The organism is Liquorilactobacillus cacaonum DSM 21116 (genome assembly GCF_001436735.1).
In the GTDB taxonomy this organism is placed as follows: domain Bacteria; phylum Bacillota; class Bacilli; order Lactobacillales; family Lactobacillaceae; genus Liquorilactobacillus; species Liquorilactobacillus cacaonum.
In genome coordinates this window covers 56,465-76,117 of sequence record NZ_AYZE01000016.1, presented here as the reverse complement: position 1 = coordinate 76,117, position 19,653 = coordinate 56,465, and the positions used below count along the sequence as shown (strand labels likewise).

The 19,653-nt window shown below is 33.5% G+C and carries 15 protein-coding genes; 1 reads left to right on the top strand and 14 read right to left on the bottom strand.

Going from position 1 to position 19,653, the window contains the following annotated elements:
* Positions 1-4: 4 nt before the first annotated feature.
* From FC80_RS08405 to rlmD, 8 genes are all read right to left on the bottom strand, one after another.
* Positions 5-553 (bottom strand): GNAT family N-acetyltransferase, encoded by a 549-nt coding sequence (locus tag FC80_RS08405; protein ID WP_057829690.1) that lies wholly within the window; start codon positions 551-553, stop codon positions 5-7.
* 320 nt (positions 554-873) lie between these two features.
* Positions 874-3,480 (bottom strand): glycoside hydrolase family 38 N-terminal domain-containing protein, encoded by a 2,607-nt coding sequence (locus FC80_RS08400; protein ID WP_057829689.1) that lies wholly within the window; start codon positions 3,478-3,480, stop codon positions 874-876.
* A 15-nt stretch (positions 3,481-3,495) separates the two neighbouring features.
* On the bottom strand, positions 3,496-4,533 hold the full coding sequence (locus FC80_RS08395) for a PTS fructose transporter subunit IIC (protein WP_057829688.1): 1,038 nt from the start codon (positions 4,531-4,533) through the stop codon (positions 3,496-3,498).
* Between the two features lie 2 nt (positions 4,534-4,535).
* Positions 4,536-4,850: a PTS fructose transporter subunit IIB gene (locus FC80_RS08390; RefSeq protein ID WP_057829687.1), complete on the bottom strand. Its 315-nt coding sequence runs from the start codon at positions 4,848-4,850 to the stop codon at positions 4,536-4,538.
* Positions 4,847-5,317: a PTS sugar transporter subunit IIA gene (locus FC80_RS08385; protein ID WP_057829686.1), complete on the bottom strand. Its 471-nt coding sequence runs from the start codon at positions 5,315-5,317 to the stop codon at positions 4,847-4,849. Before FC80_RS08385 ends, FC80_RS08390 begins: the two co-directional genes overlap by 4 nt.
* A complete protein-coding gene (locus tag FC80_RS08380; protein ID WP_083486960.1) occupies positions 5,310-7,199 on the bottom strand; it encodes a BglG family transcription antiterminator in 1,890 nt (629 codons plus the stop codon). Before FC80_RS08380 ends, FC80_RS08385 begins: the two co-directional genes overlap by 8 nt.
* A gap of 412 nt (positions 7,200-7,611) precedes the next feature.
* On the bottom strand, positions 7,612-8,448 hold the full coding sequence (locus FC80_RS08375; protein WP_057829685.1) for a GIY-YIG nuclease family protein: 837 nt from the start codon (positions 8,446-8,448) through the stop codon (positions 7,612-7,614).
* 193 nt (positions 8,449-8,641) lie between these two features.
* A complete protein-coding gene (rlmD, locus tag FC80_RS08370) occupies positions 8,642-10,015 on the bottom strand; it encodes a 23S rRNA (uracil(1939)-C(5))-methyltransferase RlmD (RefSeq protein WP_057829684.1) in 1,374 nt (457 codons plus the stop codon).
* A gap of 238 nt (positions 10,016-10,253) precedes the next feature.
* Here rlmD and FC80_RS08365 point away from each other — a divergent pair, with 238 nt between their 5' ends.
* Positions 10,254-11,222: an alpha/beta hydrolase fold domain-containing protein gene (locus FC80_RS08365; RefSeq protein ID WP_057829683.1), complete on the top strand. Its 969-nt coding sequence runs from the start codon at positions 10,254-10,256 to the stop codon at positions 11,220-11,222.
* Positions 11,223-11,360: 138 nt separating this feature from the next.
* On the opposite strand, the gene FC80_RS08360 is transcribed toward FC80_RS08365, so the two are convergent.
* The 6 genes from FC80_RS08360 to gatA all read right to left on the bottom strand — a co-directional run bounded on the left by FC80_RS08360 (position 11,361) and on the right by gatA (position 19,650).
* On the bottom strand, positions 11,361-11,987 hold the full coding sequence (locus FC80_RS08360; protein ID WP_057829682.1) for a response regulator transcription factor: 627 nt from the start codon (positions 11,985-11,987) through the stop codon (positions 11,361-11,363).
* On the bottom strand, positions 11,980-13,155 hold the full coding sequence (locus FC80_RS08355) for a sensor histidine kinase (protein WP_057829681.1): 1,176 nt from the start codon (positions 13,153-13,155) through the stop codon (positions 11,980-11,982). Before FC80_RS08355 ends, FC80_RS08360 begins: the two co-directional genes overlap by 8 nt.
* A gap of 113 nt (positions 13,156-13,268) precedes the next feature.
* On the bottom strand, positions 13,269-15,332 hold the full coding sequence (locus tag FC80_RS08350; protein WP_057829680.1) for an MMPL family transporter: 2,064 nt from the start codon (positions 15,330-15,332) through the stop codon (positions 13,269-13,271).
* A 347-nt stretch (positions 15,333-15,679) separates the two neighbouring features.
* Positions 15,680-16,720, bottom strand: a complete 1,041-nt coding sequence (locus tag FC80_RS08345; protein WP_057829679.1) for a diacylglycerol kinase — start codon at positions 16,718-16,720, stop codon at positions 15,680-15,682.
* 36 nt (positions 16,721-16,756) lie between these two features.
* A complete protein-coding gene (gene gatB, locus FC80_RS08340) occupies positions 16,757-18,187 on the bottom strand; it encodes an Asp-tRNA(Asn)/Glu-tRNA(Gln) amidotransferase subunit GatB (RefSeq protein WP_057829678.1) in 1,431 nt (476 codons plus the stop codon).
* Positions 18,187-19,650, bottom strand: a complete 1,464-nt coding sequence (gatA, locus tag FC80_RS08335) for an Asp-tRNA(Asn)/Glu-tRNA(Gln) amidotransferase subunit GatA (RefSeq protein WP_057829677.1) — start codon at positions 19,648-19,650, stop codon at positions 18,187-18,189. The genes gatB and gatA overlap by 1 nt, the downstream gene beginning before the upstream one ends.
* Positions 19,651-19,653 lie beyond the last annotated feature (3 nt).

Here is a 19,653-nt window from a genome sequence, read left to right as displayed (position 1 = left end):
TAATTTACCACTCCTGCAACTCACTTTTTATCAATGTCCATAAATTTTCATCATGATAACCATCAGCTAACAAGATATTCTCACGTAATACCCCATCCAAATGAAAACCCGCATTTTGTGCTACCTTATTACTCCTTTGATTGTCAATTGCAGCGTATACCTTTATCTTATTAACTTGATATTCATCAAAAGCCAACTGACACATTGCCTTTAGCGCACGATGCATAATACCTTTGCCTACAAATTTATTTCCTAACCAATAACCGATTTCTGTGCTATTATCAGATTTCTCGAAACTATTAAAACTAATTGAACCAGCTTGTTCTCCTTTATAAACAATAATCAAACTGATTGATGTTGCTAAGCCAAATTTTTCTAGTCTTCTTACTAGGGCAGCTCTCTCATCTTCAATACTTTGAATTGCAAAAACCCATGGCAACCATAGCTCTAACTGTTTGCGACTTTCATCAATCAAATTAAACATAGACTCACTATCAATGAGCGGATTAGGTAAAGCCAAGCTAAGGCTTTTATCAACTTGATAGGTAAACATGTCAAGACTCCTTTTTTCTTAATAGATAACAAGACTATAGCACTCTTTTCGCAATTAAACATAACATCTGAATGATATATATTCTTTGAATTCAAACTACAATTAAACTAAATCACTAATTTTAATGAGTTCCATACTTTTTAGACTGAAACCCTTAGACTGCTAAATTAGCATTCTATATAACGCACCACCACTTTTAAAAAAATAGTTTCTGTTGTATCTATTATTTACAATGTACTAAAATAATTAAAGATAAGCGGAAATTTATTTTTCTTTAGAAAAATGATATTACACATTTTGAATTACAGCCTTGAACTTAATTATATATTATTTCTGAGTTTGAAAGTTGCAAATGAATGTGGCATTATCTCAGTTCCTTCATCCAACCTATTTTCGAATAAATCAACCCTCTCTATCCCTCTACTAATTTTGTTTGCCACATCTAATATTTCATCTGAATCATTTAGAATCCTAATTAGGTACTTTTTGCTCTCTCTTGATGGATAAATTGATGATATCACCAAATCGTTATCAATTGCCACTAGAGATAGACTTCTTGGAACCTGCGAGCTAACTTCTGTTGGCCAAATCTTATTATCCAATCGATTTATAAATAGATTTAGCGTCTGCTTTTGATAACTGACACTTTGATCAAAAATTTCATTTATCTCTCTTGACAGTACGCTGTGCACAGCATCTATTTTATTTAATTTCATTCCAATAGTGAATTCCCAATTTCCTTTTTCCTGTGCCATTGGAGTAGGCATCATAATATGTCCTTCATTTGTAGTGTCTCCCGATGCCCTTCCAGGCCTCCATGCTAGATTTGGTTTACCTAATTGCCCAGTTGTAGCTAACAAAGTTAGATATAGATATCTATTGTCAAATTCAAATTCTTTTAATCCCCTTGGGAAGAAACTATAAGAGACATTTCTACCATTAACATTCAATAATTTATCAAAGTTATATATATTTACAGGTTTTTCATCAAATTTATCTCGCCAATCTTCATCGATTTTTTTATTTATAACATTAATTACTCCGCCCTGAATTCCTGCCTTAACTCCTAAAATTTCATTATTGGGATTTATTCGTAAACGTAAACGATGTGATTCAATATTATTATTAAAAATTACCTTAAAAGAAAATTCCTGTGAAATCTTATTAAGTGATATGACCAACTGATATGCAAATTTCTTATCTCTCTTTTCACTTAATCGGCTTTCAAGTGTCTCTGGTAAAAATTCTTCACCACAAACTACTAATTTTTCAAATACCCCATCTTCTTGTATTACACGGCATTCAGTAAAAGGTAAGACTTTTTCTTTTTCTCCTTGAATAGGTGAATAATCATACGTATCTCCATCATTTCCAGAATCTAATAATGAAATAAAGTCTAGGATAACTTCACCGCCATTGACAAAATTCACCTTTCCATTAGTGAATTCAAATTTAAGATCATTCGTTGCAATATAATTATTCTTATTTTTTGCAACTTCTTCACTTTTATCAGGTAAATCATGGAATTTTATGACTGTATAGCCTAGTGGTTTGAGTTTTACTTTAATCTTACATATCAATGAAAAATATTCGGGTTCATCAAAATATTCTCTCCCCTTTTCTGTCATTTTTAAAACATGCTTTCTCATAGGATAATGTTTCTTAACCTTCACTGATTGATATTTAACATTATCAAATTTAATATTTTTCGAGCGGGACATAATACTTACTTTCTTAAACCCATCAAAATTTTGCGGTGTAGTATTAAATAAAAGCAGCTCATTATTATTTAGCTTCAAGGAATCACCTATTTTCTTCTTTATTAGGTTTTCAATTCCATCTGCTAACTCATTTGCTTCTTTAAATCTGTGCATAATATCTTCAGCAACATTATCAGAGACACTTCCGCCCAATGAATCATGTGCTTGTGACTCTAACAATTTTTTCCATAACAGTGTTAGCATCCCTTTGCCAACTTTTATTCCAACACTTTCAGCGATTATCATTAAAGGTTCAACACGGTTTAAAATTTTTCGTTCGATTTCAAAATTTTGTTTTTTTATTGATTGTCTTACTGAACCAATTGTTCTATGAATTCTTGAATATGTCGGTAGACGTAGCTCACCACTATACTCCGGCAGATTTTTGGTTCTCAAAATGTCTACAAATTCTTGATAGGTACTGATTTTTGTCTCAAAGTTACTTTGTTCATTAATCTTTTTTACTGTTTTTGTAATGTTATGGACAATATTCATCTGATCAATTCCTGAAGGCATCAAAATATCGTTATTATTACCATGTTCGTGTAAAAATTTGATATTTGGGTCATATCTGTCGCTGATGAAGCTATCCATTTTTTCTTTAGCATCTAGTCCAATCTGACCTGTAAAATAACCAAAAGGAAAGTTAGCAGCGATTATCTCATCTTTCCCCAATGAATTCCATCTAAAATATGGAGATGAAACTTGCGACTCAAAATTGGTTCCTCTCCAGAAAAGAATACTATCTATTCTAGCTTGTTTTAGTAACATCGGTAATTGCGCATTAAGTCCAAATGTATCAGGCAAATAACCTATCATCATTGCTTTTCCATATTTTTTATTAGCTTCAGTTATACCGATATACAAATTTCTTAAAATAGATTCAGCATCAGGAATTAATGCATCTGTTTGAGTATACCAAGGTCCTACAAATAGCCTTTCATCTTTCACCAATTCTCGTATTCTATATAAATTTTCAGGATGAGTATTTACATATTCATCAAGAATAGATGTTTGCCCATCAAGACAAAAATTGGCTTCTGGATGTGTTTCAAGTTCTTCAAGTATTTCTGTAAAAACCTGATCCGCCAAAACTTGTGAATCCATTACTGTAAAATACCATTCCCTATCCCAGTGAGTATGGTTTACTAGATATGCTTTTATCACTTGCTTGCCTCCTTATTATTCTTCTACTTCAGCACTCGTTTTTGTAAATTTTTTCAGTAGATTGGTCAAAATAGCAACGGTGAAAACACCAATCAAAATAGCGATAGTATAAAGTATCCAATTAGAAGAGAATGGAATTGCCATAACTGTTGAAAGTGCAGTCTTTTGATATGTTCCAAAAAAACCATTAATTGCACATCCTAATGAAGTTCCAACAATGATACTTGGAATAACTCTAATAGGATCAGCAACTGCAAAAGGAATTGTTCCCTCTGTAATACCAACAATTCCCATTACTAGCGCGGATCTTCCACTTTCAATTTCTTGCTCGGAATAAAGTTTCCTACCGCCCAATAATGTAGCAACAAACATTCCAAGAGGTGGTATTCCAATCGCCATTAACATTGCTGTACTTGCTTGATATCCTCCAGAAGTGAACGCAGCCATTCCAAAAGCATAAGCAATTTTGTTGATAGGGCCACCCATATCAACAGCCATCATTGCACCTAGAATTCCTGCCATTAATACAGCGTTTGCTCCGCTCATTCCCTTGAGCCAAGCAGTCAAGAATGTTGTCATTCCCTGAATAGGCGTACCAATCACATATATCAATAAGAGACCAATTATAAGAGTTGCTAAAAATGGGATAATAATCAGTGATTTTACAGACTGTAAATTTGCCGGCATTGGAATTTTTTTCAACCATTTAGCACTATAGCCAACTAAAATGCCTACTAGCATCCCTCCTAAAAACCCCGTTCCCATCTTTGAGGCAATTAATCCAACTATGAATGCCGGAGCCAATCCTGGACGATCTGCAATTGCAAAAGCAATATATGCAGCAATCATTGGAACGATAAAGGTCAACCCGGTTTGACCAAGCAATCTAATATTTCCCCAAATAGTTGATGTTTCATTCCAAACACCATTTCCACCGAAAATAACTGCAATTGACGTCAATAAACCTGCCGCGGTAACTAATGGAATCATGTACGAAACACCAGTTTGAAAATATGCTGCTAATTTTTTCATTTCTCCTTTAAATCCACCCATCTTCATTCTCCTTTCGCTAACTTAATAGCATCTTCTATAGTTGACTTTCCATCTTTAACAACCTTTGAAGTTCCAACTTCTAAAATCTTTTTTCCAACAAATCTGTCTTCATTTTGTACAGTTGTGTCTACCGCAAAAATAACTACATCGGCTTCATCAATTTCGGCTTGTGTCAATTCATCCTCAATCCCCATTGCCCCTTGTGTCTCAATCTTAATCTCACAATTTTCTTTTTTAGCAAACTTTTTTAAATTAGCTGCCGCCATATATGTGTGTGCAATTCCTGCTATACATGCTGTTACTCCAACTATTTTCATCTTTCATTTCCCCTTTTTTGTAATATTTTTAATATCTTTTCTTTTGAATCAGCTTTCTTTATTGCCTCCACAAAATCGTCATCCATTAACTTACCAGATAAATTTGCTAACATTTTTAAATGTTCATTGCCTTTATCCGCTGATGAAACAGCCATTAAAAAAATATTCTTTACTTTAGAACCATCTAATGAATTCCATTCAATTCCATCTTCATTTTTGGCAAACATCATTGTCGTTCTAATAACATGTTTACTCTTACCATGAGGAATAGCCAATTCATTACCAATTCCTGTTGTTGACGCTTTCTCTCTTTCTAGAACATCACTCTGAAATGCAAAGGCATTATCAATATATCCATTTTCCTTCAAAAGAGTTGCCAGTTTTTTAATCGCATCTACTTGATTTAAAGCACTTAGATCTAGAACAATATTTTTCTCAGAAATAAATTCACTTATATTATCACTCATTCTCACTACCCTCTTTTTCTATTGATTCCAATTCATGTATAACTTCCGCTTTTGTTGTAGCTTTAATAATTTTTTTAATTTTCTTTTTATTCGTAACTATATCATTCAAAAATTCATAAAATTCATTAATAAAATGTTTAGCATCATCCGCCAAAAGTAAGAAAAATAAAACATTTACTTTTTCATACTCTTTATAGATACCCTTTTCAGAAATAAAAACAAAAACAGCTGATTGTTTAACATTTTCCTTTGTAGCATGTGGTAACCCTACTTCATCATAAAAAGTCGATGATATTTTTTCTCGTTCTAAAATAGCCTCTTTTAAACCTATATTTGAAATTTTTTTCTTCCCAGCAATTTTACTTATCTCGGTAACTGCATCTTCAAAAGTAACAGGTTTATTTTTTATAATAATATTGTCTAACGTGATTAAATTCCGTATTCCAAACTTTTTATTTCTATATGTTACTTTCCTTAAACTTGCTTTTATTTCTCCAATTGCACTAATATCTAAAAATGGTGTTACAACAATCAACGGTACATCTCGCTTAACTGTATTAATGGTTGCAATGACTAAATCGGCTTTTCTTATTTCATCCATACTCAAATTTTGATATTCATTATTGGACAATACCTTTAAAATTTCTAATTGATTCGCAAAATTTTGTAATAATCGTTGTTTAAGCAATTGTGCCGTTCCTAGCCCTGAACTACAAACCAGATAAACACTAAAAATTGATTTTTCTCTCTCAAAATACGCTTGAAAATGTAATGCAATATATGAAACCTCATCATCATCAAAACTAACGGAATATTTTATTTGAATCAGATTGCTTAACTTTAGAGCTTCCTCGTAAGCTCTAACAAAATTTTTTTTTATTTCGTGTTTCAAGGGATTTCTAATACTTAATCCGAAATTAATTCTTTTAATTGCAGGTGTCAGATGTAGCGTCAATCCATTCAATAGATTGGTATCATATTCATCGATATTTTGCTCTAAAAACTCAGATAATTCAGAATTATAGTCGGTATCAATTTTTTCATTCATTCCTGCTTTCACTGAGCGAATATGGATATCTAAGTAATTCTTCTCAGCTTCTGGAATTTTAATTTTGAATCCTTTTTCTAATTTCTTAACTAAGCAAAGTGTCTCTTTATTAAGAACTCCAGGTATTTTAATCTTTTTGAATTCACTTTTTTCACTAATTCTAGAAAAGGATATAGCAAGATGAATTATTAATGACTCTTTTTCATAATCCGAAAAATTCAATTTAGAATTTTTTATAAAATCTGAAGTAATCTTTATTATTTTTTCTAACAAGTTCTTATCAAGAATATTAGACAGTATTTCTTCATTGATAATTACTTCATCACTTTGCGTATTCCAAAATTTATATAATAAATCCGCCGCAAACTTTCTTTTTTGCTTAGAAGCTCCTTCAACAATTAGCCCTTCATGTCCTTGAATTTTAATTGCAATACCATATCTATCAAGTATCGGTTTAACCTTTTTAATTTTTGATTCAATTAGGGTACGACTTACAAAAAATAAATCAGCCAATTCTTGAACTTTCAATGGATGATTAGAGAATATTAGCTTTGACAATAAAGATAATGTATATTCATCTTCTTCGAAATACACCTTTTTAAACATACTTATTTGCTTTACATCACCTTTTATTTGTATACCATTCCCCCTTTTTCTAATTAACTCAATATTATATTCATCAAGAAACTCTTCAATGTGATTTAAATGATTAGCAATTGTTTTTCTAGAATACCCAGTACTTTCAGATATATTTTGATAATGAATTGTCCTTTGTTTTAACATCTGATTCAAAATTTCTTGATCCTTTGCATCCAAACTTTTCTTTCTTATCATTTAACATCGCCCCTTTTTGAATACGGTTTCATTTTATCGTAACAAGTAATTTAATCATACTTATAAAAGTGAACTATCGTTAGTACACCCCCAAAATCTTTACTTCTGTATACTTATCCTTTCGCAAATCTCTTAGATATTCATTATATATGACTTTTCTTCTATGCTTTTGTTTGAAAACAATATGGGTATTTGCATAATCATTTTTTATGTGCAAGCCTATTTAAACTATTCGCCAATTTTAGCGTTTTCTTTCGATTTTTAAGTATTTAGCTTTGACACCTATATTTTAAATCTTAGGGAATGTTTTGGTTTACCATTTTTTACGCATGTAAGTGAGCTCAACCAAGTCTATAGACAAAAAATATAAAAACCTTCAGCAAAATTATTACTGAAGGCTGCTCGATAGAAACTAATTCCACTTAATTTTAACTGGAATATCCAACTGCTGAGCCAATTTTTCAATTTTGATTCTAACATTCTTTTTATTGAAATTTGCATAAACCCATACACCGTCAGCAACAATTGCAGAATTAGCTCTTCCTTTGTATGTGGAAGGTTTGCGCCCTAGAATCATCGCAAATGAAGGTGTTTCATCAACAATTAATTCCTGTAATTGATCATTGTACTTTTCATCAACAAATAACTGTGATACAAAATCAATCAATAAACTACGAGCTGATTTTGATTTTAATATTTTGCCATCATATGCTATTTGAAATTGACTACTCGCGCTAATTTCACCAATCGTTATCTCGTTACCTTCAGAGGAACCAAATAAATCAATATTTGCAATCTCATCAATGATTTCAAATACCGTATCATATAATTGGTCCGATTTCGCCTTTTGAAGTTTATCAATATATGAATTATTTCCAGCTGTTGAATTCATCATTTCATAATCGGATTTTTCTTGAAAATCTTGAATCAATCGTTTCTCGAGATAATCAGTATCTGCTTTTGACATTTTTCCATCTGCTCTTGCAAAAAATAAGACAGATTCAACCCAGGCTTTATCTTCTTTTAGAAAATGCTGAGATAAACGAAGTGAAATGGATTGTCCAGCAGCTTGACCTACATATCGCTTATTTCCACCAATCAAAACATAGACTGCAGGATAATTCGCAAAATCTTGTTCTTTCAAATATGGTAAATCATTACGACTCATTGAAATCAAGATGGCTGGTTCACGTTCAAAATATGAAATATTATCTTTTTGTATATCTGAAAATATAAAAATCTGCTTCATAATCCTTGTCTCCCTCGAGAACTCGATAATATGTTATATCATGTAAATGTAATCGAAAATACCACAATCAATCTATCAACCTCGCGGTGTAAAAGCTGTCAACTCTACGATTACCTCTAACATCGTTATTTTACCACAAAAAAAGCAGCCCCAGCATCTGCCAGAACTGCTCCATATCTTGATCTTGGTACATCTATGCTTTTTTACGTTTCATTACTGTAACACTTTCAATGTGTACTGTCATTGGAAATTGATCAACCGGTTGAATTGGCTGAGTTACTTCATAACCTTGTTCTGTGAATAACTGGATGTCACGGACCAAAGTTGCTGGATTGCAACTCACATATACAATCTTTTCTGGGGATAACTCAACAGTACTGTTGATAACTTCAGGTTCTAGTCCTTTTCTTGGTGGATCAAAAACAACAACATCTGGTTTGACACCATCTTCTGCCCACTTAGTCATCCACTCACTGGCCGTTCCAACTTCAAACACAGCATTCCCAATTTTATTAACAGCCGCATTCTTCTTAGCATCTTCAATAGCCTCAGGAATGATCTCAACCCCATAAACTTTTGCAGCCTTTTGTGCTAGGTTTAAGGAAATTGTCCCAATCCCACAATATGCATCAATTACTGTTTCTTTACCGGTTAATCCTGCAGCTTCAACAACCTTTTGATAAATTTTTTCGGTTTGTATTGAATTCACCTGATAAAATGAATGTGCTGAAATTTCAAAATTAATACCATTCAAACTATCTGTGATGTGCCCAGTTCCTGCGAGAATTTTCTCTGTTTTACCCAAAATCACATTTGTCTTTTCTTGATTGATGTTTTGCACAATTGTTTTTACATCAGGGCAAGCTTTCAAAATTTCATCCACAACTTCATCTGATTCAGGAATCTTCTTCGCACGAGTTACTAACACCACCATCACTTCATGTGAATAATGTCCACGGCGAACAATTATATGGCGGACAACACCCTTATGTTCTTTTTCATCATAAGCACTAATTAGATACTTACGCAAAATATCTCTAACAGCTTTAATAACTTCATCGATTCGCTCATCTTGAATAAGATAATCTTCCATCGGAACAAAGGTGTGACTATTCTTCTTGAAAAAACCAGTTTCAAGTTGATTTTTTACCATCCGCACAGGAACTTGTGCCTTGTTACGGTAGTGAGCTGGTTCATCCATCCCTAAAACATCTGCGACCGCAATTTCTTCCAAATGCGATTTTTTCAATAATTCAACAACTTGATTCCGCTTGAATTCAAGTTGTGCATCATACTTCAAATGTTGTAATGGTGCAATCCCCGTTTGTGTATAAGTTTTGTTAATTCCATCTGTCCTAAGTGGACTGTCATTATGTCTGTTGATAACTTTAGCAAAGCCATAATTCTTACTTGCCTTTATTACTGTGATATCCACAACTTCATCTGGTAAGGCATCTTCTATAAATAACGGATAGTGTTCAACTTTTCCAACACCCATTCCTTGGTATGTCAAATCGCTGATTGTCAACGTAAGTTTCTGATTCTTTGTAACTGGTGGTTTACTCATTTATTTCTCCTTTTTTATGTTTCTCATACAACTCTATACTGAATTGTGAATAAGTGCAATCTTTATCAACAGATAAATAACTTATACACATCAAAAATACATTTTTCCGGCTTAAATCAGGTTACTAAAAAATGCTGGCAGTCCTTAAGATTACTTAGTAGTATTAACTCGATATTTTAGGTATCATGACTGTTAAGAACACCTTTTCTTAACTTAATAAACATTAGGAGGGATTTGTATGAACAAAATATCTAAAATCGCTACATTACTAACACTTGGTGTTCTAGGAGCAAAAAAAATCCAAGCAGTTAAAGAAAACCGTAGTCTCTCATCTCTTATATTGCAAGATATTGGTAATCATGTAATTAAAACTCATAATTTTCATGATCCTGCAGAGTATCATAAAGCATTCACCAAAAGTATAATCGGATTTCAGCTGCCAAAATATGCCAAACAGCTTTATCAGTTCGACTACAATCCTGGCTACGATGAGACACTCGAAAGAATTCCATCTGGGAAAAATCCGACATGTACAATTTTTTATCTACACGGCGGTGCTTTTTGGTCTGATCCAACACCCTTTCATTTTAAAACACTAAAAACAATTTCTGAAGCCAATAATGCCCGAATCATCATGCCTGTCTATCCTAAAGCACCTCACCATAAGGCAACTGAAACTCTCGAATTTATTGAGAAAAATTACCTTACACTATTAGATAGCGGTGAAAGTGAGATTATCCTTATGGGCGATTCTGCTGGTGGTGGAATGGTCTTGTCATTAATCCAAATCTTGCGGGATAAACAAATTAAATTGCCTAAATTAGCAGTCCTATTATCCCCTTGGCTTGATATAACAAATAGTAATCCACAAATCGAAAGCATCTCCAAGTATGATTTCTTGTTGGGTGATTATAAGGAGCTTTCTTTCCAAGGTAGTGAATACGCAGGCAATTTGGATATCAAAGATCCAAAAGTTAGTCCAATCTACGGCAACTTAGACAATTTACCACCAATCTATCAATTCGTAGGTAGCTATGATATTTTTTATGCGGATGTTTTAAAATTGCAGAACCTGGCTGATGAAAATGGCTATGAGATTTCAACTCATTATTTTAGCAAAATGCCGCATGCCTTTTCATTACTCCCAATCCCAGAAGGCCGCCAATCATTAAAAATGATTACTGATATCATAAAAAATACTAAATAATTAACATTTCTAACTGAAAAAGTTAATCTTTCATTAATCGAAAAAATCACTATTTTTTCTCAATCACAAAGTCTCCTTTAAATTTCAGATTTGGTGCTTCAGCCCTATCTTGAAATTATAAGAAGACTTTTTATTTTGTTAAAGCTGAATCCAATTCTGGCTAATTGCAATTGCCACTGCTTGTGCACGATTAACCGCACCCAACTTACTATAAATTTCTGTCAGATGATACTTAATTGTTCTTTCACTAAATGACATTTCTTTTGCAATTTCTTTAACATGATGTCCTGTTGCAATCAAAATTAAGATTTCACTATCTTGTGTTGAAAGCGGGGATTCTTTTCTTGTAACCAGTTGCTTAACCTCTGTACCAACAACTGTACTTTGAGGGTTATCTACTAAAAATTTAGCTGTTCCTAAAATTTCAGAGACTGCTGCCGATTTAAGAACTATTCCATCTAACCCATCTTGTAACATTATGTCAAAGACATTTGAATCTTCAAAGGTTGTCAAAAGTAACTTTCTAAAGTGATAATTGCGTTTTTTTATCTCTCTTAATAATTCAATGCCATTCATTCCTGGCATGCTGTAATCAAATATCAAAATATCAAGTTGTTCTGCAAATTTATCAAGTAACTCCAAAGCCTCATTTGCATCATTAGCGGTCGCAATTACCTCAACATCAGAAATTTTTTTTGTAATATTAACAATCCCATCAACAATTAACGGATGGTCATCAACAAACATCATCTTATAACTAGCCATTAGTTGCCACTTCCTTTGGTAGTTCCACTATTATACTAGTTCCTTCACCTGGTGAACTACTGATTCTACTAATTCCTCCCATATCTCTGACACTATTTCTAATACTTTCTAAACCAAGATTAACCTTTTGATGTAATTTATTCTTCTGCATTCCAATTCCAAAATCTGTAACAATTAATTTATACCTATCATTTTCAATTTTCGAAACAACTACTACCTCTTCGCTTTTTGAATGACGTACCACATTATTTAAACACTCTGTCAAAATTTTGCTAATTTCTAAAGCAGCTTTTAACCGTAAATTTTGCTTACTTGATGCATAGATAATTTGTAAATTATATTTTTGCTCAAAGCTGCTAATTATGGGCTGTAATATTTCTTCTTCATTTCTTTTTACTTTGTCAGTCATCAATTTTAAATTCGCTATACTTTTTCTTAGATTTCTTTGTGAATCATCAGCAAAATTCTTCACTTTACTTATTTTTTTTCTTAAATCATTTATTTCTAATTCATCAATCTGACCATTAATACTTTCTAACTGTACGCTTACTGCAATTAAGTCTTGTGTAGCTGTATCATGCAAAAGTGTAGCAAACGAATTCCGTTCACGTGCCACAACCATCTTCTCTAATCCATGATAAGCTTGATTCATCTGACGATTTAAAAGTTGATTCTTTTCTCGTTCTTCAATTAACTGTCTAATTAATTTTGAATAATAAATTAGAATTGATGTAAGCAATATTATCGCGTCTACACTAATAAGTGTATTAACAAGGTGGAAAAAGAAGTCTAAGAACAAAAAAGTATAGCCAAATAATATTATTGTCAACACAACTATTGTAGTAGGCTTTTTTTTATAGAACAAATAATAGTCAGCTAAAATCAACGGAAAAAGCCCAATTATTAGTATGATAGCTGCCATTTGATACAAAAAACAAATCAATAAATAAAATATTGACACTAATAATACAAATTTTAAAGTTAGCCCTGCTTTCACCCGATACCTATAGATACCAATAATTACTATTAACAAAACAAAGGTTTCCAATAAATAAATTGAATTTTTTGGACTATACAAATTATCATACAGATACAGCGTTGTTAAAAATAACAACAATAGCCACACAAATAGTGGAATTACCAATTTTTTCCTATCATATTTAACCATGTTTTACTCCTAAAAATATTCGCTTAATCATCCACAAGAATAAATCATACCTATTACCCTAACTAAAAAAAGGTATACCATTTATATTATGGCATACCTACTTAAAAAACAAACTATTCAATATTGAATTTTGGTAAGATTTTATCAAGCCATTTAGGGAAATACCAATTTGCTTTACCAAATACGCTAATAAATGACGGCACTAGAATCAGTCTTATTACTAAGGCATCGAAAAACACGCCAAATGCTAATGAAAGACCCATCATCTGTATAATAATTTCGTCTGTAAATGAGAAACTTGCAAAAACCGAAATCATGATTAAAGCTGCTGCAAGTATAGATCCTCCACTTAGTCGAACCCCTTCGTACACCGCTTGTTTATTATCTCCCGTTTTTAAATATTCTTCTCGAATTCGACTAACTAGAAACACTTCATAATCCATAGCTAAGCCAAATAAAATTCCAACTACTAAAACCGGTAAAAAGTTTAGAATGGCTGTTTTCCCAGGCAAATGTAACAGGCCCTCAAAATGCCCCTCTTGGACTGTAAATACAATTACCCCTAATGTTGCAGCTAACGACAAAACAAATCCTAAAACTGCCACTAGCGGAATTAAAAATGATCTAAACGCAATCATTAACAAGATAAATGTGAATATTGTAATTAATCCTAAAAATTCTGGAAGTGCACCTAATAACTTATTCGAGATATCAATATTCATAGCCGTTGAGCCAGTTACCATTACCTTATTTAAGTTTTTGCCTTGAATATTTCTGACATTTTGAACTACCTTTTTTGTCCGATTATCATTAGCCTCTGTCTTTGGAATGATACTTACCATCAAATATTTTCCATCTGCTGAAGGTGTTGGTTGTCCAACTGTCTTAACGCCATTAATTTTAGTTATTTTCTCAGTTAAGGAAACTCCTGATTTTTCATTCTTGTTTCTTGTCACTGCAACTAAAACAGCATCATTCCCGGCTCCATAAGCTTTTTGCTTAATATCATAAGCCCGACGTTCCGTTGTATTTTTCTGTTTAGAACCATCATTAGGCAACCCTAAATTCATATTTTTCAGTGGAATTGATACTAAAAGAATAAAAATAATCATAGTAACAATTGTAATCCAAGGTTTTTTATGCACAATTTTCGCAAAAAATTCTGCAGGCCTAATTTTATGTTGGTCAGTACTTTTTGCTTTTATCGGAATTAGGTATAACAAGCTTGGAACCAGTAGCAACGTGATTATTACTACTAAGAGTACGCTTAACGCTGATACAGCTCCCATTACTCCAAGAAAATCTATCCCTAAAGCTGACATACTAAGCAACGCAATGATAATTGTCGATGCTGCAAATACTACTGACGGAGCCGTACTAGTAACCGTATTTTTTAATGCCTGCTTTCTTTCATTTTTCCTTATCTCTTCTTTAAATCGTGCCACTAAGAATAATGCGTAATCAATACCTACAGCTAAAGATACCATGGCTGCCAATGCAAGATCATAGCTTTGAACTTCAAAGTATTTTGTAACAAAGAATACTCCACCTAAACCAGTTACAAGTCCCAAAATTGCAGATAAAATCGGGACACCTGCCATAATAAATGAGCCAAATGTCACTGTCAAAATTATAAAAGCAATTATAATTCCAATAATTTCAGGTAATTCGCTTACTTCAATTTGACTTGAAACTCCAGACAATTCAACTTCAAGTTGAGAGGATCCAAATTTTCTTGCAATTTCTTTTAGTTGGTTAGTTTGTTTGGTAGTAATCGTTTTGTTTTTAAAAATAACAGTAAAGTATCCAACTTTTTGCCCTTGTGCATAATTTTTGAGCATTACAGGTGACATTACGATCTTTACATTTTTTATTTTACTAGCTCTACTTTCAATCTCATTTTGGATTTTTTGATTTGAAGTAGAACTTAACTTATTTTTTGCTTTCAACACAATTTGCGCCTGTGCTCCTGAACTCTCAGACCCAAAATGTTTTGTCACAATTTTTGCAGCCTTATCTGCTGGTGTTGATCCAACACTCATTGTTTTTGTGGACAGTGCCCCACCGAATGAGAAACCAACTACAATAATAATTAAAGATACAAGTATTCCAACTAGCAAAACTTGTTTTGGCTTGTTAGTGACTTTTTCACTATACCAGGTAAAAAATTTCTTCATTGTTTATTATCTCCTAAATTTCATAATATATGTATTTTAACAATGATTGCGCAAAGAAATCTTTCATCAAAGTGTCATTTGCTCTGCCCTAAAGTGCAAAATCAGTGTAGAAATTAAATTCAAACAAACATCTTAAATAATTATTAAGAAGTACATAGTTAATATAACTTCTCATATTCATGTACTTTTAGCATGAAAATTCAACTAGTTTTTTAGATAATAAAAAGACTAAGTCAAAATTAAACTTTGACCTAGCCTTTTAGCTTTTGGTTTCCACAAATATTAGCTCAACTACAAAAAAAGATTAAAATCGATAACTGCAATTATTTTTTTGCCAGTTATTTAACTTAACTTTGCTTTGTGGGATTACCAATGATACCATCACCATTGAGATCTTTATCCGATAAATCCTCAACTTCTGCTACAAAATGCTCCGCAATAATCGCCTCAGCTGTGCTAGATGAGGTAATTGCATTTTCGGGAATTTTATCAATATTTGCAAATATTTGAATATGTCGCTTAAGATCTTTAAAAACCATTGGTGCGTCTCCACCATATTCACCATCAATATTGATCATCATTTTCTCATCCACAGGTTTAGCAACAACCTTAGCTGTTTTAACATACAAAATTCGCGGATCTTTGATGTGACGTCCACCATTCAAGACCATTGTCATCAGTTGTAGAATCTCAACCAAGTTACTTGTTTTAACGACAATCAGAGTAAATTTGCCATCATCCAATGATGCATCCGGAACAATCTGCTCGAATCCACCAATTGAATTAGTCAAGGCAAGAAAAAACATTGAAGCCTTCCCATTAAAAATCCCACCATCATATTCCAGATGCATATTAATTGGTTTTATTCGGGGTAACATCTCTGCTCCTTTAACTAAATAGGCAAGATAGCCAAAAAGAGACTTAAACTGAGAGGGTACTCCGTAGGTCAACTCCGTTAATAGCCCACCACCTGCAATGTTCACAAAAAACTTTTTATCAGCCTGTCCAATGTCCATGCTAACAGTTTTGCCCTTGGCAATCACTTTTGCAGCAGCAATTGGATCTTCACGTGGAATCTTCAATGCCCTTGCATAATCATTTGTAGTCCCTGCTGGAATAATTCCCATCATTGGTCGATGCTTCAATGGAGCAATTCCATTGACAACTTCATTAATCGTTCCATCTCCTCCAGCTGCAACAATCAAATTAAACCCAGCGCGTGCTACACGCTCTGCCTCATCACGTGCCGAATTTGGCTTGGCGGTCGTACGATATGCGCTAGTTTCATATCCTGCATTCTCTAAAATATCTAATATTTCAACAAGATCATTGCGCATTGCCTCACGTCCAGATGTTGGATTGTAAATAATCCGACAACGCTTTTTCATCGCTACCTCTCCTTCAAAATCCACAAAAAACTTTCATTACCTTTTTTTCAAACTACCCATTAATAACTTGTTAACCACTTTTGGATTAGCTTTGCCATGTGTTTCTTTCATGATTTGCCCAACCAAAAATCCGATTGCACGATCCTTACCATTTTTAAAATCGTCGACTGATTTCTCATTGTTATCCAAAATCGTCTCAATTATTGGCTCTAAAACTGTAGGATCTGATAATTGAACAAGTCCTTTTTCTTCAACCCAAGTCTTTGGATCACTGTTATTTGCAATAATTTCTTGGAAGACCTTTTTAGCAATTTTAGAAGAAATTGTTCCATCCTCAATTAGCTTAATCATACTTGCTAAATGTTCTGGAGTTAACTTTGTATCTAACAGTTCTAACTTATTAGCATTCATATAAGCATTGACTTCACCCATCAACCAGTTAGCCGCAAGCTTTGCATCTGCACCATTTGCAACTGTTTCTTCGAAGAAATCTGACATTTCTTTTGTCTGTGTCAAAACACCTGCATCATATTCAGGGATTCCCCAAGAAACTACATATTTTTCACGTCTCTTATCTGGCATTTCTGGAATGGATTTCCTAACCTCTTCAATCCAATCATTTGAAATATGGATTGGTGGAATATCAGGTTCTGGGAAATAACGATAATCACTTGCACCCTCTTTGACACGCATCAGAATTGTTTCACCACTTGGTTCATCAAAGCGACGTGTCTCTTGTTGAATTTCTCCACCCGACAACAATACTCTTTGCTGTCTCTTAGCTTCATACTGTGTACCTTTTCTGACATGTTCAAATGAATTAAGATTCTTCATTTCTGTCTTTGTCCCAAACTTATCAGATCCAATTGGGCGAACCGACACATTAACATCAGCACGCATTGAACCTTCTTCCATCTTCACATCTGATACACCAGTAAATTGAATGATTTGACGCAATCTAACAAGGTAAGCATATGCTTCATCAGCAGATGCAATATCCGGCTTCGAGACAATTTCAATCAATGGTGTCCCTTGACGATTTAAATCAACATAAGAATAGCCATCTGGATTATGTGTATTTTTACCCGCATCTTCTTCAACATGCATTTCTTCAATCCCAATTTTTTTCTTTTTTCCATCGACTTCAATTTCTAACCAACCATTACGTCCAATTGGTGTTTGTGATTGAGTTATTTGGTATGCTTTAGGATTATCAGGATAAAAATAATTCTTACGATCAAAATGAATATCTTTTGTAATTTCACAGTTTAATGCTAAGGCCGCACGCATACCATACTCAAGTGCTCCCTTATTAATCGTAGGTAAAACACCTGGAAATCCCCAATCGACGACATTTGTATTTGTGTTTTGTTCAACACCATATTTTACTGGTGCAGCTGAAAATGCCTTAGAATTCGTTTTCATCTCAATATGGACTTCTAGTCCGATTGTTGTTTCAAAATTCATTAGTCTTGCCCCCCAAATGTTGGAATTTCTTTATGGAAGTCAGTTGCTTGCTCAAAAGCATAACCTGCACGATACATCGTTTCTTCATCAAAACGATTGGCAATTAATTGCATACCGATTGGTAAGCCATCTGCAAACCCTGCCGGAAGAGACATTCCTGGAAGCCCAGCCAAATTAACCGGAATTGTCAAAATATCATTCATATACATAGTAATTGGATCATTGATATCTTCACCAATTCCAAAAGCAGTAGTTGGTGACGTTGGCCCCAAAATAAGGTCATAATCACTGAAAACATTAGCAAAATCTTGGCAAATTAAAGTTCTAACTTGTGCAGCCTTCTTAAAGAATGCATCATAAGTTCCCGCAGACAAAGAGAAAGTTCCCAACATAATTCTGCGTTTTACCTCATCACCGAACCCTTCAGAACGTGACTTAACATAAACATCTTCTAAATTTCTTACATCATTAGCACGGTGTCCATAACGAATCCCATCAAAACGTTGTAAATTAGAACTTGCCTCAGAAGATGCGATGATGTAGTAGACTGGAACGCCATATTTACTGTGCGGTAAGCTAACTTCATCAACAGTTGCCCCTAATTTTTCAAAAGTAGTAATAGCTTGCTTAATTGCAGCTCGAATTTCAGGTGCAACCCCTTCACCCATGTATTCAGTTGGAACTGCAATCTTCATTCCCTTAATATCACCATCTAACTTAGCAACAAAATCAGGAACTGCTTGATTTGAACTCGTTGAATCGCGTGGATCCATCCCACTTATCGCATTTAACATGATTGCATTATCCTTAACATTCCTAGTAAGTGGTCCAATTTGGTCAAGACTCGAAGCAAAAGCAATCAATCCATAGCGAGAAACACGACCATAAGTTGGTTTAACTCCCACAATTCCATTATATGCTGCAGGCTGACGGATTGAACCACCAGTATCTGAACCTAACGTTGCGATAACTTCGCCAGAAGCAACGGCTGCAGCGGAGCCACCAGATGACCCACCTGGAACCTTTGTTTGATTCCAAGCATTTTTTGTTAACTTAAATGCAGAGCTTTCAGTTGAACCACCCATCGCAAATTCATCCATATTCGTTTTCCCAACAGTGATAGTTTGAAGTGCATTTAATTTTTCCATTACTGTGGCATCATAGATAGGATTGAAATTTTCAAGCATCTTACTTGCTGCTGTTGTTACTAAGTTTTTTGTAACAATATTGTCTTTAATTCCTAAAGGAATTCCTGCCAAAATATTATCCGCTGAAATTCCGATTTCATCTAATTTAGCAGCTTTTTTCAGTGCTTCTTCTTTGTTTAGATTCAAAAAAGCCCCAATTTTACGATCTCTTTTTTCAATATTATCAAAAGTTGCGTTTGTAAGATCACTCACACTTAATTCTTTTTTCACCAGTAAATTGTGTAAGCTTGCAAGGTCTTGCTTAAAATAATCCATGAA

Bases quoted from the DNA above. Each gene is read 5' to 3' on its own strand.
- FC80_RS08405 (WP_057829690.1), bottom strand. From the start codon at position 553: ATGTTTACCTATCAAGTTGATAAAAGCCTTAGCTTGGCTTTACCTAAT.
- FC80_RS08395 (WP_057829688.1), bottom strand. From the start codon at position 4,533: ATGGGTGGATTTAAAGGAGAAATGAAAAAATTAGCAGCATATTTTCAA.
- FC80_RS08390 (WP_057829687.1), bottom strand. From the start codon at position 4,850: ATGAAAATAGTTGGAGTAACAGCATGTATAGCAGGAATTGCACACACA.
- FC80_RS08385 (WP_057829686.1), bottom strand. From the start codon at position 5,317: ATGAGTGATAATATAAGTGAATTTATTTCTGAGAAAAATATTGTTCTA.
- FC80_RS08380 (WP_083486960.1), bottom strand. From the start codon at position 7,199: ATGATAAGAAAGAAAAGTTTGGATGCAAAGGATCAAGAAATTTTGAAT.
- FC80_RS08375 (WP_057829685.1), bottom strand. From the start codon at position 8,448: ATGAAGCAGATTTTTATATTTTCAGATATACAAAAAGATAATATTTCA.
- rlmD (WP_057829684.1), bottom strand. From the start codon at position 10,015: ATGAGTAAACCACCAGTTACAAAGAATCAGAAACTTACGTTGACAATC.
- FC80_RS08365 (WP_057829683.1), top strand. From the start codon at position 10,254: ATGAACAAAATATCTAAAATCGCTACATTACTAACACTTGGTGTTCTA.
- FC80_RS08360 (WP_057829682.1), bottom strand. From the start codon at position 11,987: ATGGCTAGTTATAAGATGATGTTTGTTGATGACCATCCGTTAATTGTT.
- FC80_RS08355 (WP_057829681.1), bottom strand. From the start codon at position 13,155: ATGGTTAAATATGATAGGAAAAAATTGGTAATTCCACTATTTGTGTGG.
- FC80_RS08350 (WP_057829680.1), bottom strand. From the start codon at position 15,332: ATGAAGAAATTTTTTACCTGGTATAGTGAAAAAGTCACTAACAAGCCA.
- FC80_RS08345 (WP_057829679.1), bottom strand. From the start codon at position 16,720: ATGAAAAAGCGTTGTCGGATTATTTACAATCCAACATCTGGACGTGAG.
- gatB (WP_057829678.1), bottom strand. From the start codon at position 18,187: ATGAATTTTGAAACAACAATCGGACTAGAAGTCCATATTGAGATGAAA.
- gatA (WP_057829677.1), bottom strand. From the start codon at position 19,650: ATGGATTATTTTAAGCAAGACCTTGCAAGCTTACACAATTTACTGGTG.